Origin of the sequence: Streptomyces sp. NBC_00287, assembly GCF_036173105.1 — a bacterium.
Lineage (GTDB): Bacteria > Actinomycetota > Actinomycetes > Streptomycetales > Streptomycetaceae > Streptomyces.
Genome location: NZ_CP108053.1, coordinates 6631356 through 6653538 on the forward strand (window position 1 = coordinate 6631356; position 22183 = coordinate 6653538).

At 69.1% G+C, this 22183-nt stretch carries 21 protein-coding genes and 5 tRNA genes; 16 read left to right on the forward strand and 10 right to left on the reverse strand.

Annotated elements, in window-relative coordinates; all coding sequences use genetic code 11:
- Positions 1-19: 19 nt before the first annotated feature.
- From OHT76_RS30380 to OHT76_RS30405, 6 genes are all read right to left on the reverse strand, one after another.
- Complete coding sequence (locus tag OHT76_RS30380; protein WP_328874049.1) at positions 20-442, reverse strand: roadblock/LC7 domain-containing protein; 423 nt, start codon at positions 440-442, stop codon at positions 20-22.
- A 1-nt stretch (position 443) separates the two neighbouring features.
- The gene (locus tag OHT76_RS30385; protein ID WP_328874050.1) at positions 444-3647 is read right to left on the reverse strand and encodes a sensor histidine kinase; all 3204 of its coding nucleotides are present in this window, start codon (positions 3645-3647) and stop codon (positions 444-446) included.
- A gap of 378 nt (positions 3648-4025) precedes the next feature.
- A complete protein-coding gene (locus OHT76_RS30390) occupies positions 4026-4601 on the reverse strand; it encodes a GTP-binding protein (RefSeq protein WP_046258886.1) in 576 nt (191 codons plus the stop codon).
- On the reverse strand, positions 4582-4980 hold the full coding sequence (locus OHT76_RS30395) for a DUF742 domain-containing protein (protein ID WP_285513623.1): 399 nt from the start codon (positions 4978-4980) through the stop codon (positions 4582-4584). The genes OHT76_RS30390 and OHT76_RS30395 overlap by 20 nt, the downstream gene beginning before the upstream one ends.
- A 112-nt stretch (positions 4981-5092) precedes the next feature.
- On the reverse strand, positions 5093-5506 hold the full coding sequence (locus OHT76_RS30400) for a roadblock/LC7 domain-containing protein (protein ID WP_023546525.1): 414 nt from the start codon (positions 5504-5506) through the stop codon (positions 5093-5095).
- Positions 5507-5515: 9 nt separating this feature from the next.
- On the reverse strand, positions 5516-9190 hold the full coding sequence (locus tag OHT76_RS30405) for a nitrate- and nitrite sensing domain-containing protein (protein WP_328874051.1): 3675 nt from the start codon (positions 9188-9190) through the stop codon (positions 5516-5518).
- A gap of 570 nt (positions 9191-9760) precedes the next feature.
- Between OHT76_RS30405 and OHT76_RS30410 the strand changes: the two genes are divergently transcribed.
- From OHT76_RS30410 to OHT76_RS30450, 9 genes are all read left to right on the forward strand, one after another.
- Positions 9761-9949: a hypothetical protein gene (locus tag OHT76_RS30410; protein WP_328874052.1), complete on the forward strand. Its 189-nt coding sequence runs from the start codon at positions 9761-9763 to the stop codon at positions 9947-9949.
- Between the two features lie 80 nt (positions 9950-10029).
- Positions 10030-10806 carry a fumarylacetoacetate hydrolase family protein gene (locus tag OHT76_RS30415; protein ID WP_328874053.1) on the forward strand — a complete coding sequence of 259 codons (777 nt, stop codon included), beginning with the start codon at positions 10030-10032 and terminating at the stop codon, positions 10804-10806.
- Positions 10790-12274: a glutamate--tRNA ligase gene (gltX, locus tag OHT76_RS30420; protein ID WP_328874054.1), complete on the forward strand. Its 1485-nt coding sequence runs from the start codon at positions 10790-10792 to the stop codon at positions 12272-12274. The genes OHT76_RS30415 and gltX overlap by 17 nt, the downstream gene beginning before the upstream one ends.
- Positions 12275-12369: 95 nt before the next feature.
- On the forward strand, positions 12370-13101 hold the full coding sequence (locus tag OHT76_RS30425; protein WP_328874055.1) for an HAD family hydrolase: 732 nt from the start codon (positions 12370-12372) through the stop codon (positions 13099-13101).
- A 90-nt stretch (positions 13102-13191) separates the two neighbouring features.
- Positions 13192-13263: transfer RNA gene (locus OHT76_RS30430), tRNA-Gln, on the forward strand.
- Positions 13264-13284: 21 nt separating this feature from the next.
- Positions 13285-13357, forward strand: a tRNA-Glu gene (locus OHT76_RS30435).
- A 29-nt stretch (positions 13358-13386) separates the two neighbouring features.
- Positions 13387-13459 (forward strand) — tRNA-Glu (locus OHT76_RS30440).
- A 20-nt stretch (positions 13460-13479) separates the two neighbouring features.
- Positions 13480-13551, forward strand: a tRNA-Gln gene (locus tag OHT76_RS30445).
- 29 nt (positions 13552-13580) lie between these two features.
- Positions 13581-13653: transfer RNA gene (locus tag OHT76_RS30450), tRNA-Glu, on the forward strand.
- Between the two features lie 44 nt (positions 13654-13697).
- On the opposite strand, the gene OHT76_RS30455 is transcribed toward OHT76_RS30450, so the two are convergent.
- Complete coding sequence (locus OHT76_RS30455; RefSeq protein ID WP_328874056.1) at positions 13698-14342, reverse strand: MerR family transcriptional regulator; 645 nt, start codon at positions 14340-14342, stop codon at positions 13698-13700.
- An 89-nt stretch (positions 14343-14431) separates the two neighbouring features.
- Here OHT76_RS30455 and OHT76_RS30460 point away from each other — a divergent pair, with 89 nt between their 5' ends.
- On the forward strand, positions 14432-14956 hold the full coding sequence (locus tag OHT76_RS30460) for a DUF4188 domain-containing protein (protein ID WP_328874057.1): 525 nt from the start codon (positions 14432-14434) through the stop codon (positions 14954-14956).
- 72 nt (positions 14957-15028) lie between these two features.
- Here the strand turns inward: OHT76_RS30460 and ndgR are convergent, their stop codons facing one another.
- Positions 15029-15745, reverse strand: coding sequence for an IclR family transcriptional regulator NdgR (gene ndgR, locus OHT76_RS30465; RefSeq protein ID WP_250074667.1), 717 nt, complete (start codon positions 15743-15745; stop codon positions 15029-15031).
- Between the two features lie 197 nt (positions 15746-15942).
- On the opposite strand from ndgR, the gene leuC reads away from it, so the two are divergent.
- The 4 genes from leuC (at position 15943) to OHT76_RS30485 (ending at position 19250) form a co-directional block, all read left to right on the forward strand.
- Complete coding sequence (leuC, locus tag OHT76_RS30470; protein WP_328874058.1) at positions 15943-17367, forward strand: 3-isopropylmalate dehydratase large subunit; 1425 nt, start codon at positions 15943-15945, stop codon at positions 17365-17367.
- Positions 17368-17372: 5 nt separating this feature from the next.
- Positions 17373-17966, forward strand: a complete 594-nt coding sequence (gene leuD, locus OHT76_RS30475; protein WP_328874059.1) for a 3-isopropylmalate dehydratase small subunit — start codon at positions 17373-17375, stop codon at positions 17964-17966.
- 277 nt (positions 17967-18243) lie between these two features.
- Positions 18244-18474 carry a hypothetical protein gene (locus OHT76_RS30480; RefSeq protein WP_328874060.1) on the forward strand — a complete coding sequence of 77 codons (231 nt, stop codon included), beginning with the start codon at positions 18244-18246 and terminating at the stop codon, positions 18472-18474.
- 137 nt (positions 18475-18611) lie between these two features.
- A complete protein-coding gene (locus tag OHT76_RS30485; RefSeq protein ID WP_328874061.1) occupies positions 18612-19250 on the forward strand; it encodes an HU family DNA-binding protein in 639 nt (212 codons plus the stop codon).
- Positions 19251-19319: 69 nt separating this feature from the next.
- On the opposite strand, the gene OHT76_RS30490 is transcribed toward OHT76_RS30485, so the two are convergent.
- Entirely contained in the window at positions 19320-19523 is a 204-nt protein-coding gene (locus OHT76_RS30490; RefSeq protein ID WP_328874062.1) for a hypothetical protein, read from the reverse strand.
- Positions 19524-19559: 36 nt separating this feature from the next.
- Positions 19560-20198, reverse strand: coding sequence for a 2-phospho-L-lactate guanylyltransferase (cofC, locus tag OHT76_RS30495; protein WP_328874063.1), 639 nt, complete (start codon positions 20196-20198; stop codon positions 19560-19562).
- A gap of 154 nt (positions 20199-20352) precedes the next feature.
- Between cofC and OHT76_RS30500 the strand changes: the two genes are divergently transcribed.
- Positions 20353-21117 (forward strand): lysophospholipid acyltransferase family protein, encoded by a 765-nt coding sequence (locus OHT76_RS30500; protein WP_328874064.1) that lies wholly within the window; start codon positions 20353-20355, stop codon positions 21115-21117.
- On the forward strand, positions 21114-22124 hold the full coding sequence (locus OHT76_RS30505) for an NAD(P)H-dependent glycerol-3-phosphate dehydrogenase (RefSeq protein WP_328874065.1): 1011 nt from the start codon (positions 21114-21116) through the stop codon (positions 22122-22124). The genes OHT76_RS30500 and OHT76_RS30505 overlap by 4 nt, the downstream gene beginning before the upstream one ends.
- The last annotated feature ends 59 nt before the right edge of the window (positions 22125-22183 follow it).

The window sequence follows — 22183 nt, forward strand, 5'->3', positions numbered from 1 at the left end:
AAAACGCACCGTCTGTCTGTTAGTTGAGAAGGCTCCCTTGGAGCTCCGCACGCAGATCCGGCGTCAGGACCGTACCGGCACGGTCCACCAGAAGGGCCATCTCGTACCCAATGAGGCCGATGTCCGCCTCCGGGTGGGCAAGAACCGCGAGCGACGAACCGTCGGAGATGGACATGATGAAGAGGAATCCCCTCTCCATCTCCACAACCGTCTGGTTCACACTGCCGCCCTCGAAGATGCGCGAGGCACCGGCGGTCAGCGAGGTCAGACCGGAGGCGACCGCAGCGAGCTGGTCGGCGCGGTCGCGCGGAAAGCCTTCGGACATCGCCAGAAGGAGTCCGTCGGCGGAGACCACCACCGTGTGAGACACCCCAGGGGTGTTGTCCACGAAGTTGGTGATCAACCAGTTCAGGTTCTGTGCCGCCTGGCTAATCGGGCTCACACTAACGCTCCTGGTTGTAGGTGCTGTCAGGACCGAGGCCCTGGCCGTTCGTTTCGCTTCCCGCGCTGCGACCCCGCTGGACACCGCGGCGCAGGTTGCTCAGCCTGCCCCGGACGTCCTCGGGAGCACGGGAGATCTGTGGACCTCCCTGAGGGGTGGTCTCGGCGGCTCCCTCGACCAGGTTGGCCTTGGGTACCCGCCGCGGCAGACCGGAGGAGGTGACTCCGCCCGCCTTGGGCTTGCGGAGCTGCGCCGCCTGCTGCCAGCGATCGTCGTTCGCCGAGCGCCAGTCGTCGTTGGCGGGGGTCTCCGCGGGGGCCGGCGCCTCCTGGCTCACGGGCCGCGCGCCGTTCGTGCCGCTCGCGGCGGATCCACGGCGGGGGAGCCCGGCGTCGGTCAGCGCGTGGGTGGCGGAGGGGGCCGGTCCCGGACGGTCGAAGCCTACGCGGTCGCGCTCATTTGTGTCAGCGGGCCGCACAGGTTCCGGTTCCGGAGCGTACTGGTCCGAGTAACCGTTGCGGTAGTCGTCCTGCTGCGGCCAGTCGTCCTGGTAGCGCCGCTCCTCGAAGGCCGGGAAGGACTCCGGGGCGGACTGGTGCGGGGCCGCGGGCTCCTCCTGAGCGGGCTCCGCATAACCGGGCTCGGGGTAGCCGCCGTTCGACGAGAAGGTGTCGTTCCGCGGCAGGCCGCCGTTCGGCGCGTAGTACTGCTCCTCGTACGACGGTCGCTGCTGCTCCTCGTACGCCGTCTGCGGGTCGTACGCCCCCTGCTGCTCGGGGAAGCCGCCGTGGCCGTTCGGGCCGGTGCTGTCGTAGCCCTGCTGGCCGGTGAACTCGTCGTACGCGGGGTTCTCGGACCCCTCCGGGTCCTGCGACTGGGCCTCCAGGGCCGCACGGCGCTCCTCGCGCATCAGGGAGCGGCCGACCGGGTCCAGTTCGCGGATGTCGTCCGGGACCTCGGTGTAGCGGCTGTCGTCGAAGCCGAGTTCGGCCGCCGTGCGCATCTGCGGACGGCTGAAGTCCTCACCCTGGAAGTTCTGCTCCGGGATGATCTGCGAAACCGTGAACTCGTCCTGCATCGGCGCCACCTCGCCACCACCACCGTGGGTGATCGCGTCGGGCAGCATGACCAGCGAGGTGGTACCGGCCTGCTCGCCCGAGGGGCGCAGCTGGACCCGGATGCCGTGCCGGTCGGACAGTCGGCCGACCACGAACAGGCCCATGCGCTGGGAGATCGCGGCGTCCACGGTCGGCGGGTTGGCCAGCTTGTGGTTGATGTCCGCGAAGTCCTCGGCGGTCAGGCCGATGCCCTTGTCGTGGATCTCGACCATCACACGGCCGTCGGGAAGACGGGTCGCGGTGACGCGGACCTTGGTCTGCGGGGAGGAGAACGTGGTCGCGTTCTCCAGCAGCTCGGCGAGCAGGTGCACGAGGTCGGTGACCGCGCGGCCGTGGATCTCGGCCTCCGGGACGCCGGAGAGCTCGATGCGCTCGTACTGCTCCACCTCGGAGGAGGCGGCGCGCAGCACGTCGACCAGCGGGACCGGCTGGTCCCAGCGGCGGCCGGGCTCCTCGCCGGCGAGGACCAGGAGGTTCTCGCCGTTGCGGCGCATACGGGTCGCGAGGTGGTCCAGCTTGAAGAGGTTCTCCAGCTGGTCCGGGTCGGCCTCGTTGTTCTCCAGGTCGGTGATCAGGGTCAGCTGGCCCTCGATCAGGGACTGGTTGCGGCGCGACAGGTTGGTGAAGATCGCGTTGATGTTGCCCCGGAGCAGGGCCTGCTCGGCGGCGAGTCGGACCGCCTCGCGGTGGACCTGGTCGAAGGCGCGGGCGACCTCGCCGATCTCGTCGGTGGTGGTGATCGGGATCGGCGCGACCCGGGTGTCGACGCGGCCGGGGTCGGTGCGCGAGAGCTGGTCGACCAGCATCGGCAGGCGCTGCTCGGCGATACCGAAGGCGGCGTTGCGCAGCTGGCGCATCGCGCGGCTCATCTGGCGGGCCACCATGCCGGCCAGGATGAACGCGGCGAGCAGGGCGACCACGACGGCGGCACCCACGATGAAGGCGTCACGCTTGGCGTTGTCGGCGATCGTCGCGGCCTCGCTCACCGCGGCGTCGGCCATGTCCGACTCGATCTGCTGGTAGGCGTCGTACTTGAGGGTGTTGACCGCCCACCAGTTCTCGGCGGTCACGCCCTTCTGGGCGATGGCCTGGCGCTCGGCGGGGTCGGTGCTCTTCAGACCCGCGACGAGCCGGACCATGTCGACGGTCTTGGCGGGCGGCGGGACGTACTCCTTGCCCTCGGCGGCAGCCTTCTGGGCGGCCTCCTTGGCCATGGCCGCGCCCTTGGCCTTGATGTCCGTCTCGGCGTCTTCGAGCTTCTGCGCGTCCGCCTCGGTGCCACCGCCGATGTACTCCTGGACGGCGATGCCCTCCAGGTATGCGTACGAGGTGAGGGCGACGCGCTGGCTGGCGAAGCTGCCGGTGCCCGGACCGGGCTGGACCAGCATGTGCATGCCGATGGAGCGCTGGAGCGACAGGGACGCCTTGGTCAGCTCGATGGCGTAGACCGTACGGCCGTAAGAGGTGATGTTGCCGGTGCCGAGGCCGAGCTCGTTGGCGAACTCGGTCAGCGGGTGGGCGACATCGACGTAGCCCTCTTCGGTCTCCACACCGGGGCGCTTGGTCGTGTACGCCTCTTCCCGCAGCGTCGCGAGTGTGGGCTCGACCTTGCGGAACAGCGTCAGGCGGCGCTCGAGGCCGCCCTTGTCCGGCATGCTCTGGGCCGCCTCGTCGAAGGCGTCGGCCGCGTCGTCCGTCTTCTTGCGGGCCGCGGTGACGACGTCCTTGTCCGTGTTCAGCAGGAGCGGCGCGGCCGTGGCGTCACGCTCGTTGTACAGGGCGTCCGCGTAATTGAGGGAGGCCCGCACCAGGCGCGCGGTGTTCTCCGCGTCCTCGGCCTCCTGCCAGGTGTCGATCGAGCTCTTCACCTGGAAGCCGCCCATGACCAGGCCGACCAGCACGGGTATGAGCAGGATCGCGTTCAGCCGGGTCGGCACTCGCCAGTTGCGCGGGGAGAGACGGCCGCCGCTTGAAGCCGGCGCGGCCGTTGGTTCCGATCCGGGCACAGGGGCGGGCGCCGCTCCGCGCGGCGGCGGGGTGAAGTTGCCCCGGGCCGACGGCTCGGGACCGTTCTTGCTTCGCCTCACTCGACCAACAACCTTCCGGCGGTCGGCACCAACGTTGTGCCGCAGTGTCTCAGAGCCCAGTACGCCATCGACTGATGAGTACGTCATTGACTAATGGGCAGTTCAGGCATTCCAGCACGTCGACCTGCGCACTTCCAAACAGTGGAAAGCGTGGTTTCCACGTGATGTAAGCCCTAGATAAAACGGTCATAAAGCGCGAGCCCCGCCAAAAGGCGGGGCCTTCGTGCGCGCAGCGAGACCGGTTGACCGCGACGCGTGGCGGTACCACCCGATTCCTCTGCCGAAACGTTATGAACACCGAAGCCGACCGTGTCAAAGGCCACAGCCGGCTCCGGGACATCTACGACAACTGCCGTACGCGACTGTTGACTTGATCGGCTACCTCAGGCGTGCCATCAGCGCGTGCTCGACCAGCGTGATCAGCGCACTCTTGGCATCCGAGCGGTGCCGGGCGTCCGTCGTGATGATCGGGGTGTCGGGGCCGATCTGCAGGGCCTCGCGCACCTCCTCGGGTGCGTAGGGCTGGTGCCCCTCGAAGCCGTTGAGCGCCACGACGAACGGCAGCCCGCTGTTCTCGAAGTAGTCGACCGCCGGGAAGCAGTCGGCCAGGCGCCGGGTGTCCACCAGCACGATCGCGCCGATGGCGCCGCGCACCAGGTCGTCCCACATGAACCAGAAGCGGTCCTGCCCGGGCGTACCGAACAGGTAGAGGATCAGGTCCTGGTCGAGCGTGATGCGACCGAAGTCCATGGCGACCGTGGTGGTCGTCTTGCCTCCGGTGTGGGTGAGGTCGTCGATGCCCGCGCTCGCGGACGTCATGACGGCCTCCGTGCGCAGCGGGTTGATCTCGGAGACGGCGCCGACGAACGTCGTCTTGCCGACGCCGAAGCCACCCGCCACCACGATCTTCGCGGAGGTGGTCGCCCGGCCTCCGTCAGAGCTTGCGAAGTCCACTGAGCACCCTTTCGAGCAGTGTCACATCAGGTGCACCGCCGTTGTTCTCGTCGCCACCCGGCTGGTGGATGGCGACAAGGCCCGCCTCCGCGAGGTCCGCGACGAGGATCCGGGCCACACCGAGAGGCATCGCCAGCAGCGCCGAAACCTCGGCGACCGACTTCACCTCACGGCACAGATGGCAGATCCGCTGGTGCTCCGGGAGCAGCCCCATGAGCGCTGCCGGGTCGGCCGTGGTGCTGATCAGGGCCTCGATGGCCAGCTGGTAGCGCGGCCGGGTCCGGCCGCCGGTCATCGCGTACGGACGTACCAGCGGCTGGTCGCCCTCATCCTCGTACGGCTCCGCGTACGGATCATGAGAGGCGTTGGGCGGGGTCATGAATCCTCCGGGCGGGACAGCAAGTTGGTCAGTCGTGCCGTCTGACGGGGGCCGGTGGGGGGACTGTGGCGGCCTGACGGTGATTTGGTGAGGCGGGTGGATCCGAGGTCGGTCAGTGGAGCAGACTGCCTTGCAGCTCGGCACGCAGGTCGGGCGTGAGTACCGCACCCGCGCGGTCGACCAGCAGCGCCATCTCGTAGCCGACGAGGCCGATGTCGCACTCCGGGTGCGCGAGTACGGCGAGCGACGAGCCGTCGGAGACGGACATCAGAAAGAGGAATCCTCTCTCCATCTCCACAACCGTCTGCGCCACGGTGCCGCCCTCGAAGATCCGGGAGGCTCCGGCCGTCAGCGAGGTCAGTCCGGACGCTACGGCCGCCAGCTGGTCGGCACGGTCGCGCGGGAATCCCTCCGACATCGCCAGCAGAAGACCGTCGGCGGATACGACGACGGTGTGGGACACCCCTGGGGTGTTGTCCACGAAGTTGGTGATCAACCAGTTGAGGTTCTGTGCTGCCTGGCTCATCGGGCTCAACTAACGCTCCTGCTGGTGAGTGGGGCTCGGGAAGCTGCCGGTCTGGCCGGAGCCAGCCTGACGACCCTGTGCGATACCCCGACGGAGATTGGTCAGCCGCCCGCGCACGTCATCAGGCGCACGCGAGACCTGCGGACCGGTTTGGTGCTGTTGCTGCTGAGCCGTGCCCGGGACGAGGTTCGCCCTGGGCACCCGGCGCGGAAGGCCGGAGGTGGTGACGCCGCCCGCGGCCGGCTGCCGGACGCGCTCTGCCTGCCGAACGAGATCGTCGTTCGGCGAGCTGCGCCAGGAACCGGTGTTGGCGGGACGCTGTGGAGCCGGTGCCGGAGCCTGCGGTGCCTGGGCCGGAGCGGGAGCAGCGCCGTTGGGCTGCTGGCCCTGGCCCTGCTGTGCCTGCTGGCCGTGGAACCAGTTGGTCTCCAGCGTGTCGTACAGCGGCGTACGTCCGTCACCCGGACCCGCTGCCGGCGGCAGCGCCTCGGGCTCGGGACGGTTCGGCCGCTGCTGCGGACGCTGTGGGGCCGGCTGACGCGGGGGGCCGAAGTCGGCCGGGCCGCCCTGCTGGGGCCGTTCGAACTGACCCGTGGTGGACGGGTTCTGCCGACCGGGCATCTGGTGCTGTCCGGTCGAGCCGTTGTCGTAACCCTGCGGGGCCGGGAACTGCCCCGTGGGCTGTCCGCCGGACGAGCCGTAGACGTCCGGGCGGACGAACTCGCCGGTGTTCTGACCCTGCGGAACGTTCGGGCGCGGGTACTGGCCCGTGTTCTGCGGGGAGTCGTAGGAGCCGAAGTCAGCGGGTCCCGCCGGGGCCTGGCGGCCGTCGCCGCGCGGGATCGCCGGCATCTCGGTGGTCGCGCCCGGCCCCTGCCGGTCGTCGATCCGCGGCATCCGGGAGGTGTGCGCCGGGTCCTGCTCGTCATGCCCGCGCGGGGTGTCCAGCGAGGCACGCGGCACCGGCGGCTGGGCGTTCTCGTCGCTCCAGCTCGGGGTGCGCGGCTGCGAGCCACCGGCGCCGGGCAGTTCGGCCCGCGGGCCACCGCGACCGCCCGGCAGCTGCGGCCGACGGCCACGACGGCCGCCGCCGCTCTTCTCGTTCGGGGCCTGCTGCGGGGAGGCCGATGCGGGACGGCCGCCACCGAAGGCGTCCTGGGCCTGCGGGGCACCGGTGCCCGCGGCCTGGAGGCCCTGCGGGGCACCCGGCGCCTGGCCGAAGCCCGCGGGGGACGGCGGAGCCTGACGGTTCGGCGGGGGTCCGGCCGGAGCCTGCGGCACGCCCTGGCCCTGCGGTCCACGCGGGGCACCGGGACGGCCGCCCGAGTCACGGCCGGGCAGCGCGGCCCGCGGTCCCTGACCGGCACCGAGCCGGCCACCGGAGGGCGCACCGGCACCGAGGGCACCGGCACCCGGCGCACCGGCGCCGAGGGAACCGCCCTGACCGGCCGAGCGCCGGGCGGCGGCCGCACCGGCGGCGGCCTGCGCGGCGGCGGGACCGCCGGACGAGGGGCCGCCCTGGCCGGGCTTGCCCGGAGCGGGCTTCTTGCCGCCCTGGGCGACGTCGACGGGGAGCATGACCAGCGCGGTCGTACCACCGGAGTCGGACGGGCGCAGCTGAATACGGATGCCGTGCCGCTGCGACAGTCGACCGACCACGAACAGACCCATGCGGCGGGAGACGGAGACGTCCACGGTGGGCGGCGAGGCGAGCCGCTCGTTGATCGCGGCGAGGTCCTCGGGGGACAGGCCGATACCGGTGTCGTGGATCTCGATCAGCACGCGGCCGTCGGGCAGCGCGTGACCGGTGACCTTGACCTTGGTCTGCGGGGAGGAGAACGAGGTGGCGTTCTCCAGCAGCTCGGCGAGCAGGTGCACGAGGTCGTTGACCACACGGCCGGCCACTTCGGTGGTCGGCACGGAGGCCAGTTCGATGCGCTCGTACTGCTCCACCTCGGAGGCGGCGGCGCGGAGCACGTCGACCAGCGGGACCGGGCGGGTCCAGCGGCGGCCGGGCTCTTCACCGGCGAGAACGAGGAGGTTCTCACCGTTACGGCGCATGCGGGTCGCGAGGTGGTCGAGCTTGAACAGGGAGGACAGCTGGTCCGGGTCGGCCTCGCGGGACTCCAGTTCGGAGATGAGCGAGAGCTGACGCTGGATAAGACCCTGGGAGCGGCGCGAGAGGTTGGTGAACATCGCGTTGACGTTGCCCCGCAGCAGGGCCTGCTCGGCGGCGAGGCGGACCGCCTCGCGGTGCACGTCGTCGAAGGCCGCGGCCACCTTGCCGATCTCGTCCCGGGAGTGCACACCGACCGACTCCACGGAGGTGTCGACGTCCTGCGGGTCCGACTCGGAGAGCTGCTTGACCAGCTCGGGCAGACGGTCGGAGGCGACCCGCGTGGCGGTCTCCTCCAGGCGGCGCAGCGAGCGGATCATGGACCGGGCCACCACGAAGGCGCCGACCAGCGAGACACCCAGCACCAGCAGGATCAGCGCACCGGAGATGATCGCGTCGCGCTCGGAGTCGTTGCGCAGCTCGCGGGCCTTCTGCTCCATCTGCTCCAGCAGAGTCCGCTCGATGTTGCCCATCTGCTCGATCTTGATCGAGCTGTCGTCCACCCAGTCCTTGTACGAGCGCCGGTCCACCGTGGCCAGACCACTGGTGATGGCGCGGTCGCCGTAGGTGTCGGTGGCCTGGATCGTGGAGTTGCCCTCTTCGACCGGCTTGAGGAGCTCGGCGGCGCCCTCACCGCCGTAGATGGCCTTGAAGCTGGCGAGTTCGGAGGTCTGGCTGGCCAGCGCCGACTGGGCGTAGAGCCGGTCGTTGTCCGAGAGGCTGCCGGAGGACTTGGTGTTCACCGGCAGGGCCGCGGCGAGCACCGCGCGCTGGATCGAGGCGTACTCCTTGGCGGAGGAGAAGGCCGCGAGCGCGCGGGTGCGCTGGATCATGTCGGGGTTGCTGGTGGCCTCGGCCATGTCCTGGGAGAGGTCCAGCAGGTGCTCGATCAGCCGGTGGTAGGCCTCGACGGTCTGCGTGGAGTTGTCATCCGCCTGGTACGCGTCCTGGCGGATGCCGCTCAGGGTGCGCAGGTCGCGGACGACACCGACGAGGGTGTCGTGGACGCCCTGGAGGTTGCCGTCGGAGGTGTCGACCTCTTCGGCGGACTCGATGAAGTTCTCGCGCAGCCGGTCGGTCTTGTCGGTGTAGCCCTTGACCGTGTAGCCGGTGGCCTTCTCACCGTGCGCCAGCGGACCCGCGGACTGGTCGCGCTCCTCCTGGAGTGCGGCGGCCAGCTCGGTGGCCTGCTTGGTCATGTCCGTGAGCAGCTTCATGTTGTCGAGCTGCTGCATGTCGTCCATGGAGTCGCTGATACGCAGGGCGCCCAGCGAGGTGGCCGCGACGACCGGGAGAGCGAGCAGCGACACCAGGCGCGTGGAGATACGCCAGTTGCGCAGGGCTATTCGCGGGCCGGGGTTGGAGGGACCCTTCGGCGGCTTGACCGCCGGGGTCGTGGGGCCCGCCGAGGACGGTCCGCCGGGCGCGCCGGGGCGCCCCGTGCCGTCACCTGCCGAGCCCGGGTTCTGGGCGTGCTGGGGCGAGGGACTGCCGGCATTGGGGCCAGTCCCGCCGTGCAGCTCCGGCTCCGCCGAAGCACTGCCATCCCTCTTGAAACGTCCCTGCACTAGCGTCGCAACCTCTGGACCAGGCGCCCCTCCGCGTGAACGGAAGGACGGTGTCGGCGTCGTAGGGGACGTCCTGAATTACGTCCCCTGATGGTCGTGAGTGACCGGCGCTGGCTCCCCCCTCCGCCGCCGCTCGGCGCTGCGTTGCGCCCGTGCGCCGGCTCGATCCCGCGGCGGTCCGTGGAATTCCAGCACAGTGCAGGATCTCCAACAAGGGCCGTGGGCCGAGCCGTGACCTAGGTGACACCTAGTGAGTGTCGAGTCACCGGATGTAGAAAGTGATCTGCCCCAAAACGGACTTATAAGAGCGAGTCGTCAAGGGGTAGGGGGTGTCCCAGTCGCCATGATCAGGAGCGGAATGAGGGCTTCAGTGGGCCAATGTCCGTTTCGTTGGGGTGGGTTGTGGGCCTGATTTGACCGGTTTGGCCTTGAACTCGTGAGCAAACTCACATGCACATCATGGGGTCTTCACGTCTTCCCCGGGGAATCGCATGTTTAGCCTGGCGCTTTACAAGAGGGTGCAATCTGCCAACTCTCTGCCCACCGCACACGACAGGGTTACGTAGAACCGTGAAGACGACGACGATGATCCGCACCATAGCCAACCCGCGGCGCACGACGCTGGCCCACCTCGAGGGCGCCGACGACCTGCAGACCCCGGAGCAGCCGGAGCACTCCGTCGACCTCCCGGCCCAGACGGCGAACCCCCGCCGCACGATCCTGGACGAGATGCCGCTCTCCGCCACCGCAGCGGAGTAATGCCGCGAGGTGCGGGCCCCCTTCCGCGTTAGCCTGGAGCGTCAGACTCCAGCCGCTTAAGTCAAGGGGCCAAGCATCCCGTGCGCATCGCCAGATTCTCCATCGACGGGAACGTCGCCTTCGGCGCGGTCGAGGGCGACAAGCCTGAAGAGCTCGTCCTCAACATCATCAAGGGCATCCCGTTCGCGGAATTCGAGCTCTCCGGCACCAAGGTGCCGCTGAGCAAGGTACGGCTGCTGCCCCCGGTGCTCCCCAACAAGGTCGTGGCCTTCGGCCGCAACTACGCCGAGCACGCGAAGGAACTGGGCAACGAGGTGCCGGACGCGCCGTTCGCCTTCTTCAAGCCGTCGACCTCCGTCATCGGTCCCGGCGACGAGATCCAGTACCCCCCCTTCTCCGAGGAACTGCACCACGAGGCCGAGCTCGCCGTGGTCATCGGCCGGATGTGCCGCGAGGTCCCGCGCGAGCGCGTCAAGGACGTGATCCTCGGCTACACCTGCGCCAACGACGTCACCGCGCGGGACGTCCAGAAGCGCGAGAAGCAGTGGGCCCGGGCCAAGGGCTTCGACACCTCCTGCCCGCTGGGCCCCTGGGTGGAGACGGATCTCGATCCCGCCGACCTGACGATCCAGCTCACGGTCAATGGCCAACAGCGGCAACTCGGCCGCACCAGCGAGATGATCCACTCCATCGAGGATCTGATCGTCAACATCACCGAGGCCATGACGCTGCTCCCCGGCGACGTGATCCTCACGGGCACCCCCGCGGGGGTCGGCCCCCTCGCTGTCGGCGACGAGGTCTCCGTCAGCATCGAAGGCATCGGCACTCTCACCAACAAGGTTGTCAAGCGTGGCTAGCGCACCCGTACGCGTCCGTTTCTGCCCCTCGCCCACCGGTAACCCGCATGTGGGCCTGGTCCGCACCGCCCTGTTCAACTGGGCGTTCGCCAAGCACCACGGCGGCACTCTGGTCTTCCGCATCGAGGACACCGACGCGGCCCGCGACTCGGAGGAGTCGTACAACCAGCTGCTGGACTCGATGCGCTGGCTGGGCTTCGACTGGGACGAGGGCCCGGAGATCGGCGGCCCGCACGCGCCGTACCGCCAGTCGCAGCGCATGGACCTCTACAACGAGGTCGCGCAGAAGCTCCTGGACGCCGGCCACGCGTACTACTGCTACTGCTCCCAGGAGGAGCTGGACAGCCGCCGCGAGGCCGCCCGCGCCGCCGGCAAGCCCTCCGGATACGACGGGCACTGCCGTGAGCTGAGCGCCCAGCAGGTCGCCGAGTACCAGGCCCAGGGCCGCGAGCCGATCGTCCGCTTCCGGATGCCGGACGAGACGATCACCTTTACCGACCTGGTCCGCGGCGAGCTGACGTTCACGCCGGAGAACGTGCCCGACTACGGCATCGTCCGTGCGAACGGCGCGCCGCTCTACACCCTCGTCAACCCGGTCGACGACGCCCTGATGGAGATCACCCACGTCCTGCGCGGCGAGGACCTCCTCTCCTCGACCCCCCGTCAGATCGCCCTGTACAAGGCGCTGTTGGAGCTGGGCATCGCCAAGCAGATCCCGTCCTTCGGGCACCTGCCGTATGTGATGGGCGAGGGCAACAAGAAGCTCTCCAAGCGCGACCCGCAGTCGTCGCTGAACCTCTACCGCGAGCGCGGCTTCCTCCCCGAGGGTCTGCTCAACTACCTCTCCCTGCTCGGCTGGTCGCTCAGCGCGGACCAGGACATCTTCACGATGGACGAGATGGTCGCGGCCTTCGAGATCGCGGACGTGAACCCCAACCCGGCCCGCTTCGACCTCAAGAAGTGCGAGTCGATCAACGGCGACCACATCCGCCTGCTGGATGTGAAGGACTTCACGGAGCGCTGCGCCCCGTGGCTGAAGGCCCCGTTCGCCCCTTGGGCCCCGGAGGACTTCGACGAGACGAAGTGGCTGGCGATCGCCCCCCACGCCCAGACCCGCCTGAAGGTCCTGTCGGAGATCACGGACAACGTCGACTTCCTGTTCCTGCCGGAGCCGGTGTTCGACGAGGCGAGCTGGACGAAGGCGATGAAGGAGGGTTCGGACGCGCTGCTGGTCACGGCCCGCGAGAAGCTGGACTCGGCGGACTGGACGAACCCGGAGTCCCTGAAGGAGGCCGTCCTCACGGCCGGCGAGACCCACGGCCTCAAACTCGGCAAGGCCCAGGCACCGGTCCGCGTCGCCGTCACCGGCCGCACGGTCGGCCTCCCCCTCTTCGAGTCCCTGGAAATCCTGGGCAAGGAGAAGACGCTGTCCCGCATCGACGCGGCACTGGCAAAGCTAGCGGCGTAACCCACGCACGCGTAAGGGGCGGCATCCGGATCACCGGGAGCCGCCCCTTCGGCGTTCCCGGGACGCCCGCACCACCTCGGAGTTACGGTCGGACCATGAGCATTCGGGCGGTGGTCTGGGACGTAGACGACACGATCTTCGACTACACGAGCGCCGACCGCACCGGAATGCGCATGCACTTGACGGCCGAGGGACTGCTGGACGCGTACGAGGGTGCTGAGCAGGCTGTTGCGCGCTGGCGGGAGGTCACCGACGCGCAGTGGGCCCGGTTCTCCGCGGGGGAGGTCTCCTTCGAGGGCCAGCGCCGGGACCGGGTCCGGGTCTTCCTCGGGCAGGAGCTCACCGACGCCGAGGCCGACGACTGGTTCCGCCGCTATCTGAGCCACTACGAGACCGCCTGGGCGCTCTTCCCGGACGTACTGCCCGTCCTGGACGCCCTCGCCGGCAGTCACCGGCACGCGGTGCTCTCCAACTCCAGCATCCACGTCCAGGACCGCAAGCTCCGCGCCCTCGGCGTGCACGAGCGCTTCGAGACCATCCTGTGCGCCGCCGAGCTGGGTGTCTCCAAGCCGGAGGCCGAGGCCTTCCTCGCCGCCTGCGAGGCCCTCGCCCTGCCTCCGCACGAGGTGGCCTACGTCGGGGACCATCCGGAGATCGACGGGCGGGGCGCCGCCGACGCGGGTCTGCTCTCGGTGTGGATCGACCGCGGCACCGTTTCCACCGGCACCGACGCACCCGCAGGTCCGCACCGGATCGCCACCCTCGCCGAACTCCCCGCGCTCCTCGGCTCGGATACCCGTTTTGGAGCCCCGTCCACCTTCGGGTAATGTTCTTCCTGCGCCGCCGGAGAGCGGGCCGAAGCCCGGGAACCGGAGGCGCACGCTAGAACAAGATCCCCCTCGGGGCTTGCGTTCCAGTGGCCTATGGTGTAATTGGCAGCACGACTGATTCTGGTTCAGTTAGTCTTGGTTCGAGTCCAGGTAGGCCAGCTCGCAGAGCTTATCTGCAAAGCCCCCGTTGTGTAGCGGCCTAGCACGCTGCCCTCTCAAGGCAGTAGCGCCGGTTCGAATCCGGTCGGGGGTACGGTGATCTCCTTCGAGATGATCGCTAGGGCCCCCGTTGTGTAGCGGCCTAGCACGCCGCCCTCTCAAGGCGGTAGCGCCGGTTCGAATCCGGTCGGGGGTACGAAATGGTCTAAACCATATTGGTCTATGGTGTAATTGGCAACACTACGGTTTCTGGTACCGTCATTCTTGGTTCGAGTCCAGGTAGACCAGCTCGGATCTGCGGAAAACGCAGGATCCACGCCCCCGTTGTGTAGCGGCCTAGCACGCCGCCCTCTCAAGGCGGTAGCGCCGGTTCGAATCCGGTCGGGGGTACGCGCAATGAAGGCCCTCCACTTCGGTGGAGGGCCTTCGTCGTTCTACTCGTAGCCGTACCGTCGCGTCGACTCCTCCTCCTGCGCCAACCGGTGCAGAGCCTGCAGCATCGGTTCCACGAGGACCGCCCCGAGGACCGCGACTTCGATCTTCTCGGCCTCCGACTCGTGCGTCTCCATGAAATCCAGGTCGAGCACGGCGACCTGCTGCATCAACCTGCCGTAGGGCGCGAGCTGTTCGGGACCCCAGTCGTAGCCGAGACGACGCAGCGCGGCCGCCGCCACCACGAGGGAGCGGAAGGCGGGGGAGTGGGCGGTCAGAGCCCGGGCGTTGGGCCAGCCCAAGGTGTCGAGCAACCCCTCCATCGCGGCCCGCGCGCCCTGGATGAACTCGTCGTCCACCTCCGGCTCGGGCACCTGCGGCATGGACCAGATGGCAGCACCGAGACGCATCGCGCGGGGCAGTGAGTCGTCGTCGACATGCCCCAGCACCTCCCGGACCGTCGCCACCGGCACCCGGCCGACCTGGATCATCGCGCGGATCAGTCGCAGCCGGCGCAGATGCTCCTCGTCGTACTCGGCCGTGGTCGTGTTGATCTGGCGGCCGGGCGCCAACAGCCCTTCGCGCAGGTAGTACTTGATCGTCGCGGTGGACACCCCGCTGCGCTCGCTCAGTTCAGCCAGCCGCATCTCTTGCGCCTTTCCTTGGGGAGTGCCACTATCCAAGCACCACTCAGAAGGATAGTGCCGCTATCCGACAGGGGAAACGGGGGCTCGACATGTTCGCCAAGCCGGTACCGGGTCGTACCACCGCGGACGCCGAGGGCGATGTGGTCGTGCTGCTGATCGGCATGCGGATCAACCACTTCTGGGCCGTGCACCACTGGCTGCCGGTGGCGCTGGGCATGCCGCGGATGCTGCGCGAGCTGGGGAAGGCGCCCGAGCGCGGTCTGCTCGGCCATGTCCTGCTGACGGCCTCGCCGCGGACGTACTACGTCGTCCAGTACTGGGAGTCGAAGGAGAAGCTGTACGCGTACGCGCATGCCTCGGACGCGCTGCACATGCGGGCGTGGGCGACCCTCAACCGCAAGGAGAAGGCGGGGAAGGTCCGGCAGCACGTGGGGCTGTGGCACGAGGCGTACATCGTGCCGGAGGGCTCGTACGAGTCGATCTACTTCGACATGCCGGCCTTCGGGCTCGCCGGTGCGCACGGCCAGGTGCCGCTGGAGCGGCGGGGCCGATCCGCGAAGGACCGGTTCGCGCACCGGTCGGCGAAGACGAAGGTGGCCGAAGAAGCCAGGTGACGGGGGGATCGGGGGACGGGGAGGGCCTGCCGCGGCGTTGAGGCGGGCCCTCCCCGCTGACGTCTCCCGGTGTCAGCCGGTGCGGCGCAGGGCCTCGGAGAGGCGCGCGGCGGCGTCGATGACCGCCTGGGCGTGCATACGGCCCGGGTGGCGCGTCAGGCGCTCGATGGGGCCGGAGACCGAGACGGCGGCCACCACACGGTTCGAGGGGCCGCGCACGGGCGCGGAGACGGACGCGACGCCCGGCTCGCGCTCGCCGATCGACTGGGCCCAGCCCCGGCGCCGTACGCCGGACAGGGCCGTCGCCGTGAAGCGGGCGCCCTGCAGGCCCCGGTGCAGGCGCTCCGGCTCCTCCCAGGCCATGAGGATCTGGGCGGAGGAACCCGCCTTCATCGTGAGCGTCGAACCGACCGGGACCGTGTCCCGAAGTCCGGACAGGCGCTCCGCAGCGGCGACGCAGATGCGCATGTCGCCCTGGCGGCGGTAGAGCTGCGCGCTCTCGCCCGTGACGTCACGCAGGTGTGTGAGCACCGGGCCGGCGGTGGCGAGGAGACGGTCCTCACCCGCGGCCGCGGCCAGTTCTGCCATGCGGGGGCCGAGAATGAAACGGCCCTGCATGTCGCGCGCCACCATGCGGTGGTGTTCCAGCGCCACGGCCAGCCGGTGGGCCGTGGGTCGTGCCAACCCGGTCGCCGCCACCAGACCCGCGAGGGTGGCCGGACCGGACTCCAGGGCGCTCAGGACAAGGGCTGCCTTGTCCAGGACGCCGACGCCGCTACTGTTGTCCATGAAACGATACTCGCGTCTCACTCTGTGAAACGCAAGTTCAATTTTCCGTGGAACACGCCACTCTGGATGTCACGAAGGCACAGCGGCCCGCAGACCAACGGGCCCGGCGGCGGACGCCCGGGAACAGGGGCGGAGCAGCCGTCTTCTCAAGATCTCTAGTTGGGCCGGTGGACCGTATACCGGCCGGAGGGAAAGCGATGGGTAGGACACTCGCGGAGAAGGTCTGGGACGACCACCTCGTCCGGCGCGCCGAGGGCGAGCCCGACCTCCTCTTCATCGATCTGCACCTGCTGCACGAGGTGACCAGCCCGCAGGCCTTCGACGGCCTCCGCAAGAGCGGTCGCCAGGTGCGCCGGCTCGACCTGACCATCGCCACCGAGGACCACAACACTCCGACCCTCGACATCGACAAGCCCATCGCCGACCCGGTCTCCCGCATCCAGCTGGAGACGCTGCGCAAGAACGCCGCCGAGTTCGGGGTGCGCCTGCACCCGCTGGGCGACGTCGAGCAGGGCGTCGTACACGTCGTCGGCCCGCAGCTGGGTCTGACCCAGCCCGGCATGACCGTCGTCTGCGGTGACTCCCACACCTCCACGCACGGCGCCTTCGGCGGCCTGGCGTTCGGCATCGGCACCTCCCAGGTCGAGCATGTACTGGCCACCCAGACGCTGCCCCTGGTCCGCCCGAAGACCATGGCCATCACGGTCAACGGCGAACTGCCCGACGGCGTCACCGCCAAGGACCTGATCCTGGCGATCATCGCCAAGATCGGTACCGGCGGCGGCCAGGGTTACGTCCTGGAATACCGCGGCTCCGCCATCGAGAAGCTCTCGATGGAGGCCCGGATGACCATCTGCAACATGTCGATCGAGGCCGGTGCCCGCGCGGGCATGATCGCCCCCGACCAGACCACCTTCGACTACCTCGAGGGCCGTCCGCACGCCCCCAAGGGCGAGGACTGGGACGCCGCGGTGGCGTACTGGAAGACGCTGAAGACGGACGAGGACGCCGAGTTCGACGCCGAGGTCGTCATCGAGGCCGCCGAACTGTCGCCGTTCGTCACCTGGGGCACCAACCCCGGCCAGGGCGCGCCGCTTTCGGCGACCGTCCCCGACCCTGCTTCGTACGAAGACGCTTCGGAGCGCCTCGCCGCCGAAAAGGCCCTGGAATACATGGGGTTGGAGGCAGGCCAGCCGCTGAAGTCCATCAACGTGGACACCGTCTTCGTAGGTTCCTGCACCAACGGCCGTATCGAGGACCTGCGCGCTGCCGCCGAGCTCATGAAGGGCCGCAAAGTCGCCGACGGCGTACGGATGCTGGTCGTCCCGGGCTCCGCGCGGGTGGGTCTGCAGGCCGTTTCCGAGGGCCTGGACGTCGTCTTCAAGGAGGCCGGCGCCGAATGGCGGCACGCGGGCTGCTCGATGTGTCTGGGCATGAACCCCGACCAGCTGGCCCCCGGTGAGCGCTCCGCGTCCACCTCCAACCGCAACTTCGAGGGCAGGCAGGGCAAGGGCGGCCGTACGCATCTGGTGTCGCCGCAGGTCGCCGCCGCGACCGCCGTGCTGGGTCACCTGGCCTCGCCCGCCGATCTGTCCGACGCCCCTGTGCCCGCTGGAGTCTGAGAGTCATGGAAGCATTCACCACGCACACCGGCCGGGCCGTCCCGCTGCGCCGCTCCAACGTCGACACCGACCAGATCATCCCTGCTCACTGGCTCAAGAAGGTGACCCGGGACGGTTTCGAGGACGGGCTGTTCGAGGCCTGGCGCAAGGACGAGAAGTTCATCCTCAACCAGCCCGAGCGCAAGGGCGCGACCGTTCTGGTCGCCGGTCCCGACTTCGGCACCGGATCCTCCCGTGAGCACGCCGTCTGGGCGCTGCAGAACTACGGCTTCAAGGCCGTCATCTCCTCCCGCTTCGCCGATATCTTCCGCGGCAACTCGCTCAAGAACGGCCTGCTCACGGTGGTTCTGGAGCAGAAGATCGTGGACGCGCTGCAGGAGCTGACGGAGAACGACCCGCAGGCCGAGATCACGGTCGATCTCGAGGCCCGTGAGGTGCGCGCGGAGGGCATCACCGCCTCCTTCGAGCTCGACGAGAACTCCCGCTGGCGGCTGCTGAACGGCCTCGACGACATCTCCATCACCCTCCAGAACGAGGCGGACATCGCCGCGTACGAGACCAAGCGGCCGTCGTACAAGCCGCAGACGCTGCAGACGTGAGTCCGGGAAGCCTCCGGAGCAACTGAACAGGTCGAGATTCGGCCACCAAAACACCCCCGCTGTACCCCCGATCAGCCCGATCGGGGGTACAGCCGTGTCTGCACCCGAACGGCCCCGCGCGCGTCGGTCGGCGTCGCCAACTTCCCACGTTACGACGGTTGTTGTCGGGGTAGGCGAGTGTTGTAGCCGTGGCTTCCGCCGGTGCCCGGAAGGCCGTTTGAGGCGGCAGTTGCACCCTGAGCAGGCGACAACTCGCCCCAGATGGCACAATCTGTGCATGGAACACGACGGCCAACTCGAGCTCTATGCGGCAGTCGCGGACCAACTCAAGGAAGCGCACACAAGAGTGCGTGCACTGCAAGTCCCGGAGGGCGTACGGATGGCGCTGACCCGGAAGCTGCTGGTCATTACGGCCGCGGCCAAGCACGATCTCGCCGATGCGGCAAGGCGTCTGGAGGCGTTTACGGCGGACCTCGACGCGGGGCGACTCCCCGACGAGGAACGTTGAAGGCTCCAGAGACAGTCGAGTCCGTTGCGGCACAAGGGTGATAAGCCCGTTTCGTGTTTGATTTGCGGTATATATCTGCCTAACGTGCGAAAAAGCTTGAACACTTTCGTTCTGGCAATGTCTCCGAAGGGGAAGACGTGAACAAGGCGCAGCTCGTAGAAGCGATTGCCGACAAGCTGGGCGGCCGCCAGCAGGCCGCCGACGCTGTCGACGCGGTCCTGGACGCCATCGTCCGCGCGACCGTCGGGGGTGACCGGGTCTCGGTCACCGGCTTCGGTTCGTTCGAGAAGGTCGACCGTCCGGCGCGTTACGCCCGCAACCCCCAGACGGGCGAGCGGGTTCGGGTCAAGAAGACCTCCGTGCCGCGGTTCCGCGCGGGCCAGGGGTTCAAGGACCTGGTGAGCGGTTCGAAGAAGCTCCCGCGCGGGGGCGAGGTCGCCGTCAAGAAGGCGCCCAAGGGCAGCCTGACCGGCGGTGCCGCGGCCACGGTCAAGAAGGCCGCCGCGAAGAAGACCACCGCGAAGAAGGCCGCCACCGCCAAGAAGGCGGTCACCAAGAAGACCACGGCAGCGGCGAAGAAGACCACGGCGAAGAAGACGACCGCGAAGAAGACCACGGCCGCCGCGAAGAAGACCACGGCGAAGAAGGCCACCACCGCCAAGAAGGCGACGGCCAAGAAGGCCCCCGCGAAGAAGGCGACCGCCAAGAAGGCCCCGGCCAAGAAGTCGACGGCCCGCAAGACCACCGCCAAGAAGACCACCGCCCGCAAGAGGTAGGGGCGCACAGGTACTCACGCGCCGGGCCGGACTCCCCAGGGAGTCCGGCCCGCGGCGCGTTTTTGGGGCTTACAGGGTCTGGAGCGTGACGAGGGTGATGCGCAGCCCGTCCTTCGGGCCCTCCACCTCGATGCGCACGCGCTGTCCGGGCCGCAACAGACGCAGCCCGCCCGCGTCGAACGCCGCCGCGTCGAAGGGGACGGGGGTGCCGTCGTCCAGGAGCACTTGGCCGCTTCGCGTTTCCGGGTCGTACGTGTATGCGGTTGCCTGCATGGTCGTCAGGGTAGTGCCTGGCGGGCCGTGGGGAGTTCACGTCCCCGGAATCAGCAGCCCCGCCGACACCGCCGCCGTATGCCTGCCCACCCCTAGCGCCAGTGCCGTGCGCAGGTCGTCGCCGGTGTCCACGTCCTGGCGTACCGAATCCACCGTGTCCAGGCGCAGTTCCGTCGCTCCGGAAGCGCGGTGACGAGCCCGGGAATCCGTGCCGAATGCCGGGTGCAATTGCCTTCCCGGGGTCGCGGTCAGCAGAGTCGTGCCGATTGCGGCGGCATCCGGCAGGAAAGCGCGGGGGAATTCGGTCGCCGAGTCCAGGACTCGGGCCAATTCCGCGGGGCGCAGCGCCGGAAGATCCGCGTTCAGGGCCGCTACCGCGGAATCGGGGCGACAAGCGCGTACGACCGCCTCTCCGTGCGCCAGGGCGGCGTTCAGGCCGGCCCGTGGGGTGTCGGGGACGACCCGGGCGCCCAGGGCGGCCAGCTCACGGGCGGCCAGGACGTCGTCCGTGACGACTGCCACATCCCGGACCGCGGCGCTGGCCAGCGCGGCCGCCACGGTGTCCTGTGCGAAGGCCAGGGCGAGGGCCGGGCGCAGCCCGTCGGCCGCGGTGTCCGAGAGCCTGCTCTTGGCCCGCGCCAGAGGTTTCAGGGGTATGACCAAGGTCCACTGCACGAGCGTTCGTACCTCTCTTGTCGCGGCCATTGTCACCCGGCTTTCACATGGGCCATCTGGCGGTGCCGTCCCTGGGGCGTACGGTGTTCTCGACAGACGGTCGGCCTGGGGCGACACTTGTGCGGCCCCCCAGGCCCTAGAGGAAGGTGTCCGCGTGCCCCGCCGCAGAATCGGCTTCTGGTACCGCTTGGCAGCGGTGATCGCCAAACCGCCGCTGGTGGTTCTGATCAAGCGGGACTGGCGAGGAATGGAGAACATTCCGGCCGACAGCGGATTTATCACCGTGGTGAACCATAATTCGCACATCGATCCCTTCGCGTACGCTCACTTTCAGTACAACACCGGCCGGGTTCCGCGATTCCTGGCGAAGAGCGGTCTTTTCAAGAAGGGATTCGTCGGCGCCTTCATGCGGGGCACCGGGCAGATCCCCGTCTACCGCGAGACGACGGACGCGCTGAGCGCTTTCCGGGCCGCGATCGACGCCGTGGCGCGCGGCGAATGCGTCGCGTTCTATCCCGAGGGCACCATCACCCGGGACCCCGACCAGTGGCCCATGACCGGCAAGACCGGCGCCGCGCGCGTGGCCCTGCAGACCAAGTGCCCGGTGATCCCGGTCGCGCAGTGGGGCGCCAACGAACTGCTGCCGCCGTACGCCAAGAAGCTCAACGTCCTTCCGCGCAAGACCTCGCGGGTGCTCGCGGGCCCGGCGGTGGACCTGTCGCGCTTCTACGACAAGGAGATGACCCCGGAGCTCCTGAAGGAGGCGACCGAGGTCATCATGGCCGCCATCACCCGCCAGCTGGAGGAGCTCCGCGGCGAGCAGGCGCCCGTCGCGCCCTACGACCCGCGCCAGGAGCGGATCGAACAGCGGCGCCGCAGCCAGGCGCAGACGGGGCACGAGGAGGAGAGCGCCAAGTGAGCAAGTCCGTCAAGGCGGCCGTCTTCGGCACGGGATCATGGGGCACCGCCTTCGGCATGGTGCTCGCCGACGCGGGGTGCGAGGTCACCCTGTGGGGGCGGCGCCCGGAACTCGCCGCAGCGGTCAACTCCACGCGTACGAACCCCGACTACCTTCCCGGCGTCGAACTCCCGGAGAACCTGCGGGCCACCACCGACGCCGCCGAGGCCGCGCACGGCGCCGACTTCACCGTCCTCGCGATCCCCTCGCAGACGCTGCGCGGCAACCTCGCCGAGTGGACCCCGCTGCTCGCGCCGAACACCGTCCTCGTCTCGCTGATGAAGGGCGTCGAACTCGGTTCCGCGATGCGGATGAGCGAGGTCATCGAGGACGTCGCCAAGGTCGGCCCGAGCCGGGTCGCCGTGGTCACCGGGCCCAACCTCGCCCGGGAGATCGCCGCGCGGATGCCGGCCGCCGCCGTCGTCGCGTGTACCGACGAGGCCGTCGCCCAGCGGCTCCAGGCCGCCTGCCACACGCCGTACTTCAGGCCGTACACCGAGACGGACGTGGTCGGTTGCGAGCTGGGCGGGGCCGTGAAGAACGTCATCGGGCTCGCCGTCGGCATCGCGGACGGCATGGGGCTCGGCGACAACGCCAAGGGCTCGCTCATCACCCGCGGCCTCGCGGAGACCGCGCGGCTCGGAGTCGCGCTGGGCGCCGATCCGATGACCTTCGCCGGACTCGCCGGCCTCGGCGACCTGGTGGCCACCTGCTCCTCGCCGCTGTCCCGCAACCACACCTTCGGCACCAACCTCGGCAAGGGCATGACCCTTCAGGAGACCATCGCGGTCACCAAGCAGACCGCCGAGGGCGTCAAGTCCTGTGAGTCCGTGCTGGATCTGGCCCGCAGGCACGGCGTCGACATGCCGATCACCGAGACGGTCGTCGGGATCGTGCACGAGGGCAAGCCTCCCGTGGTCGCCCTCAAGGAGCTGATGTCGCGCAGCGCGAAGCCGGAACGACGCTGAGCGACGCAGCGTCGGCGGCGCTGTATCAGGCCACTACCAACGGGTACTCTCAACGCGAT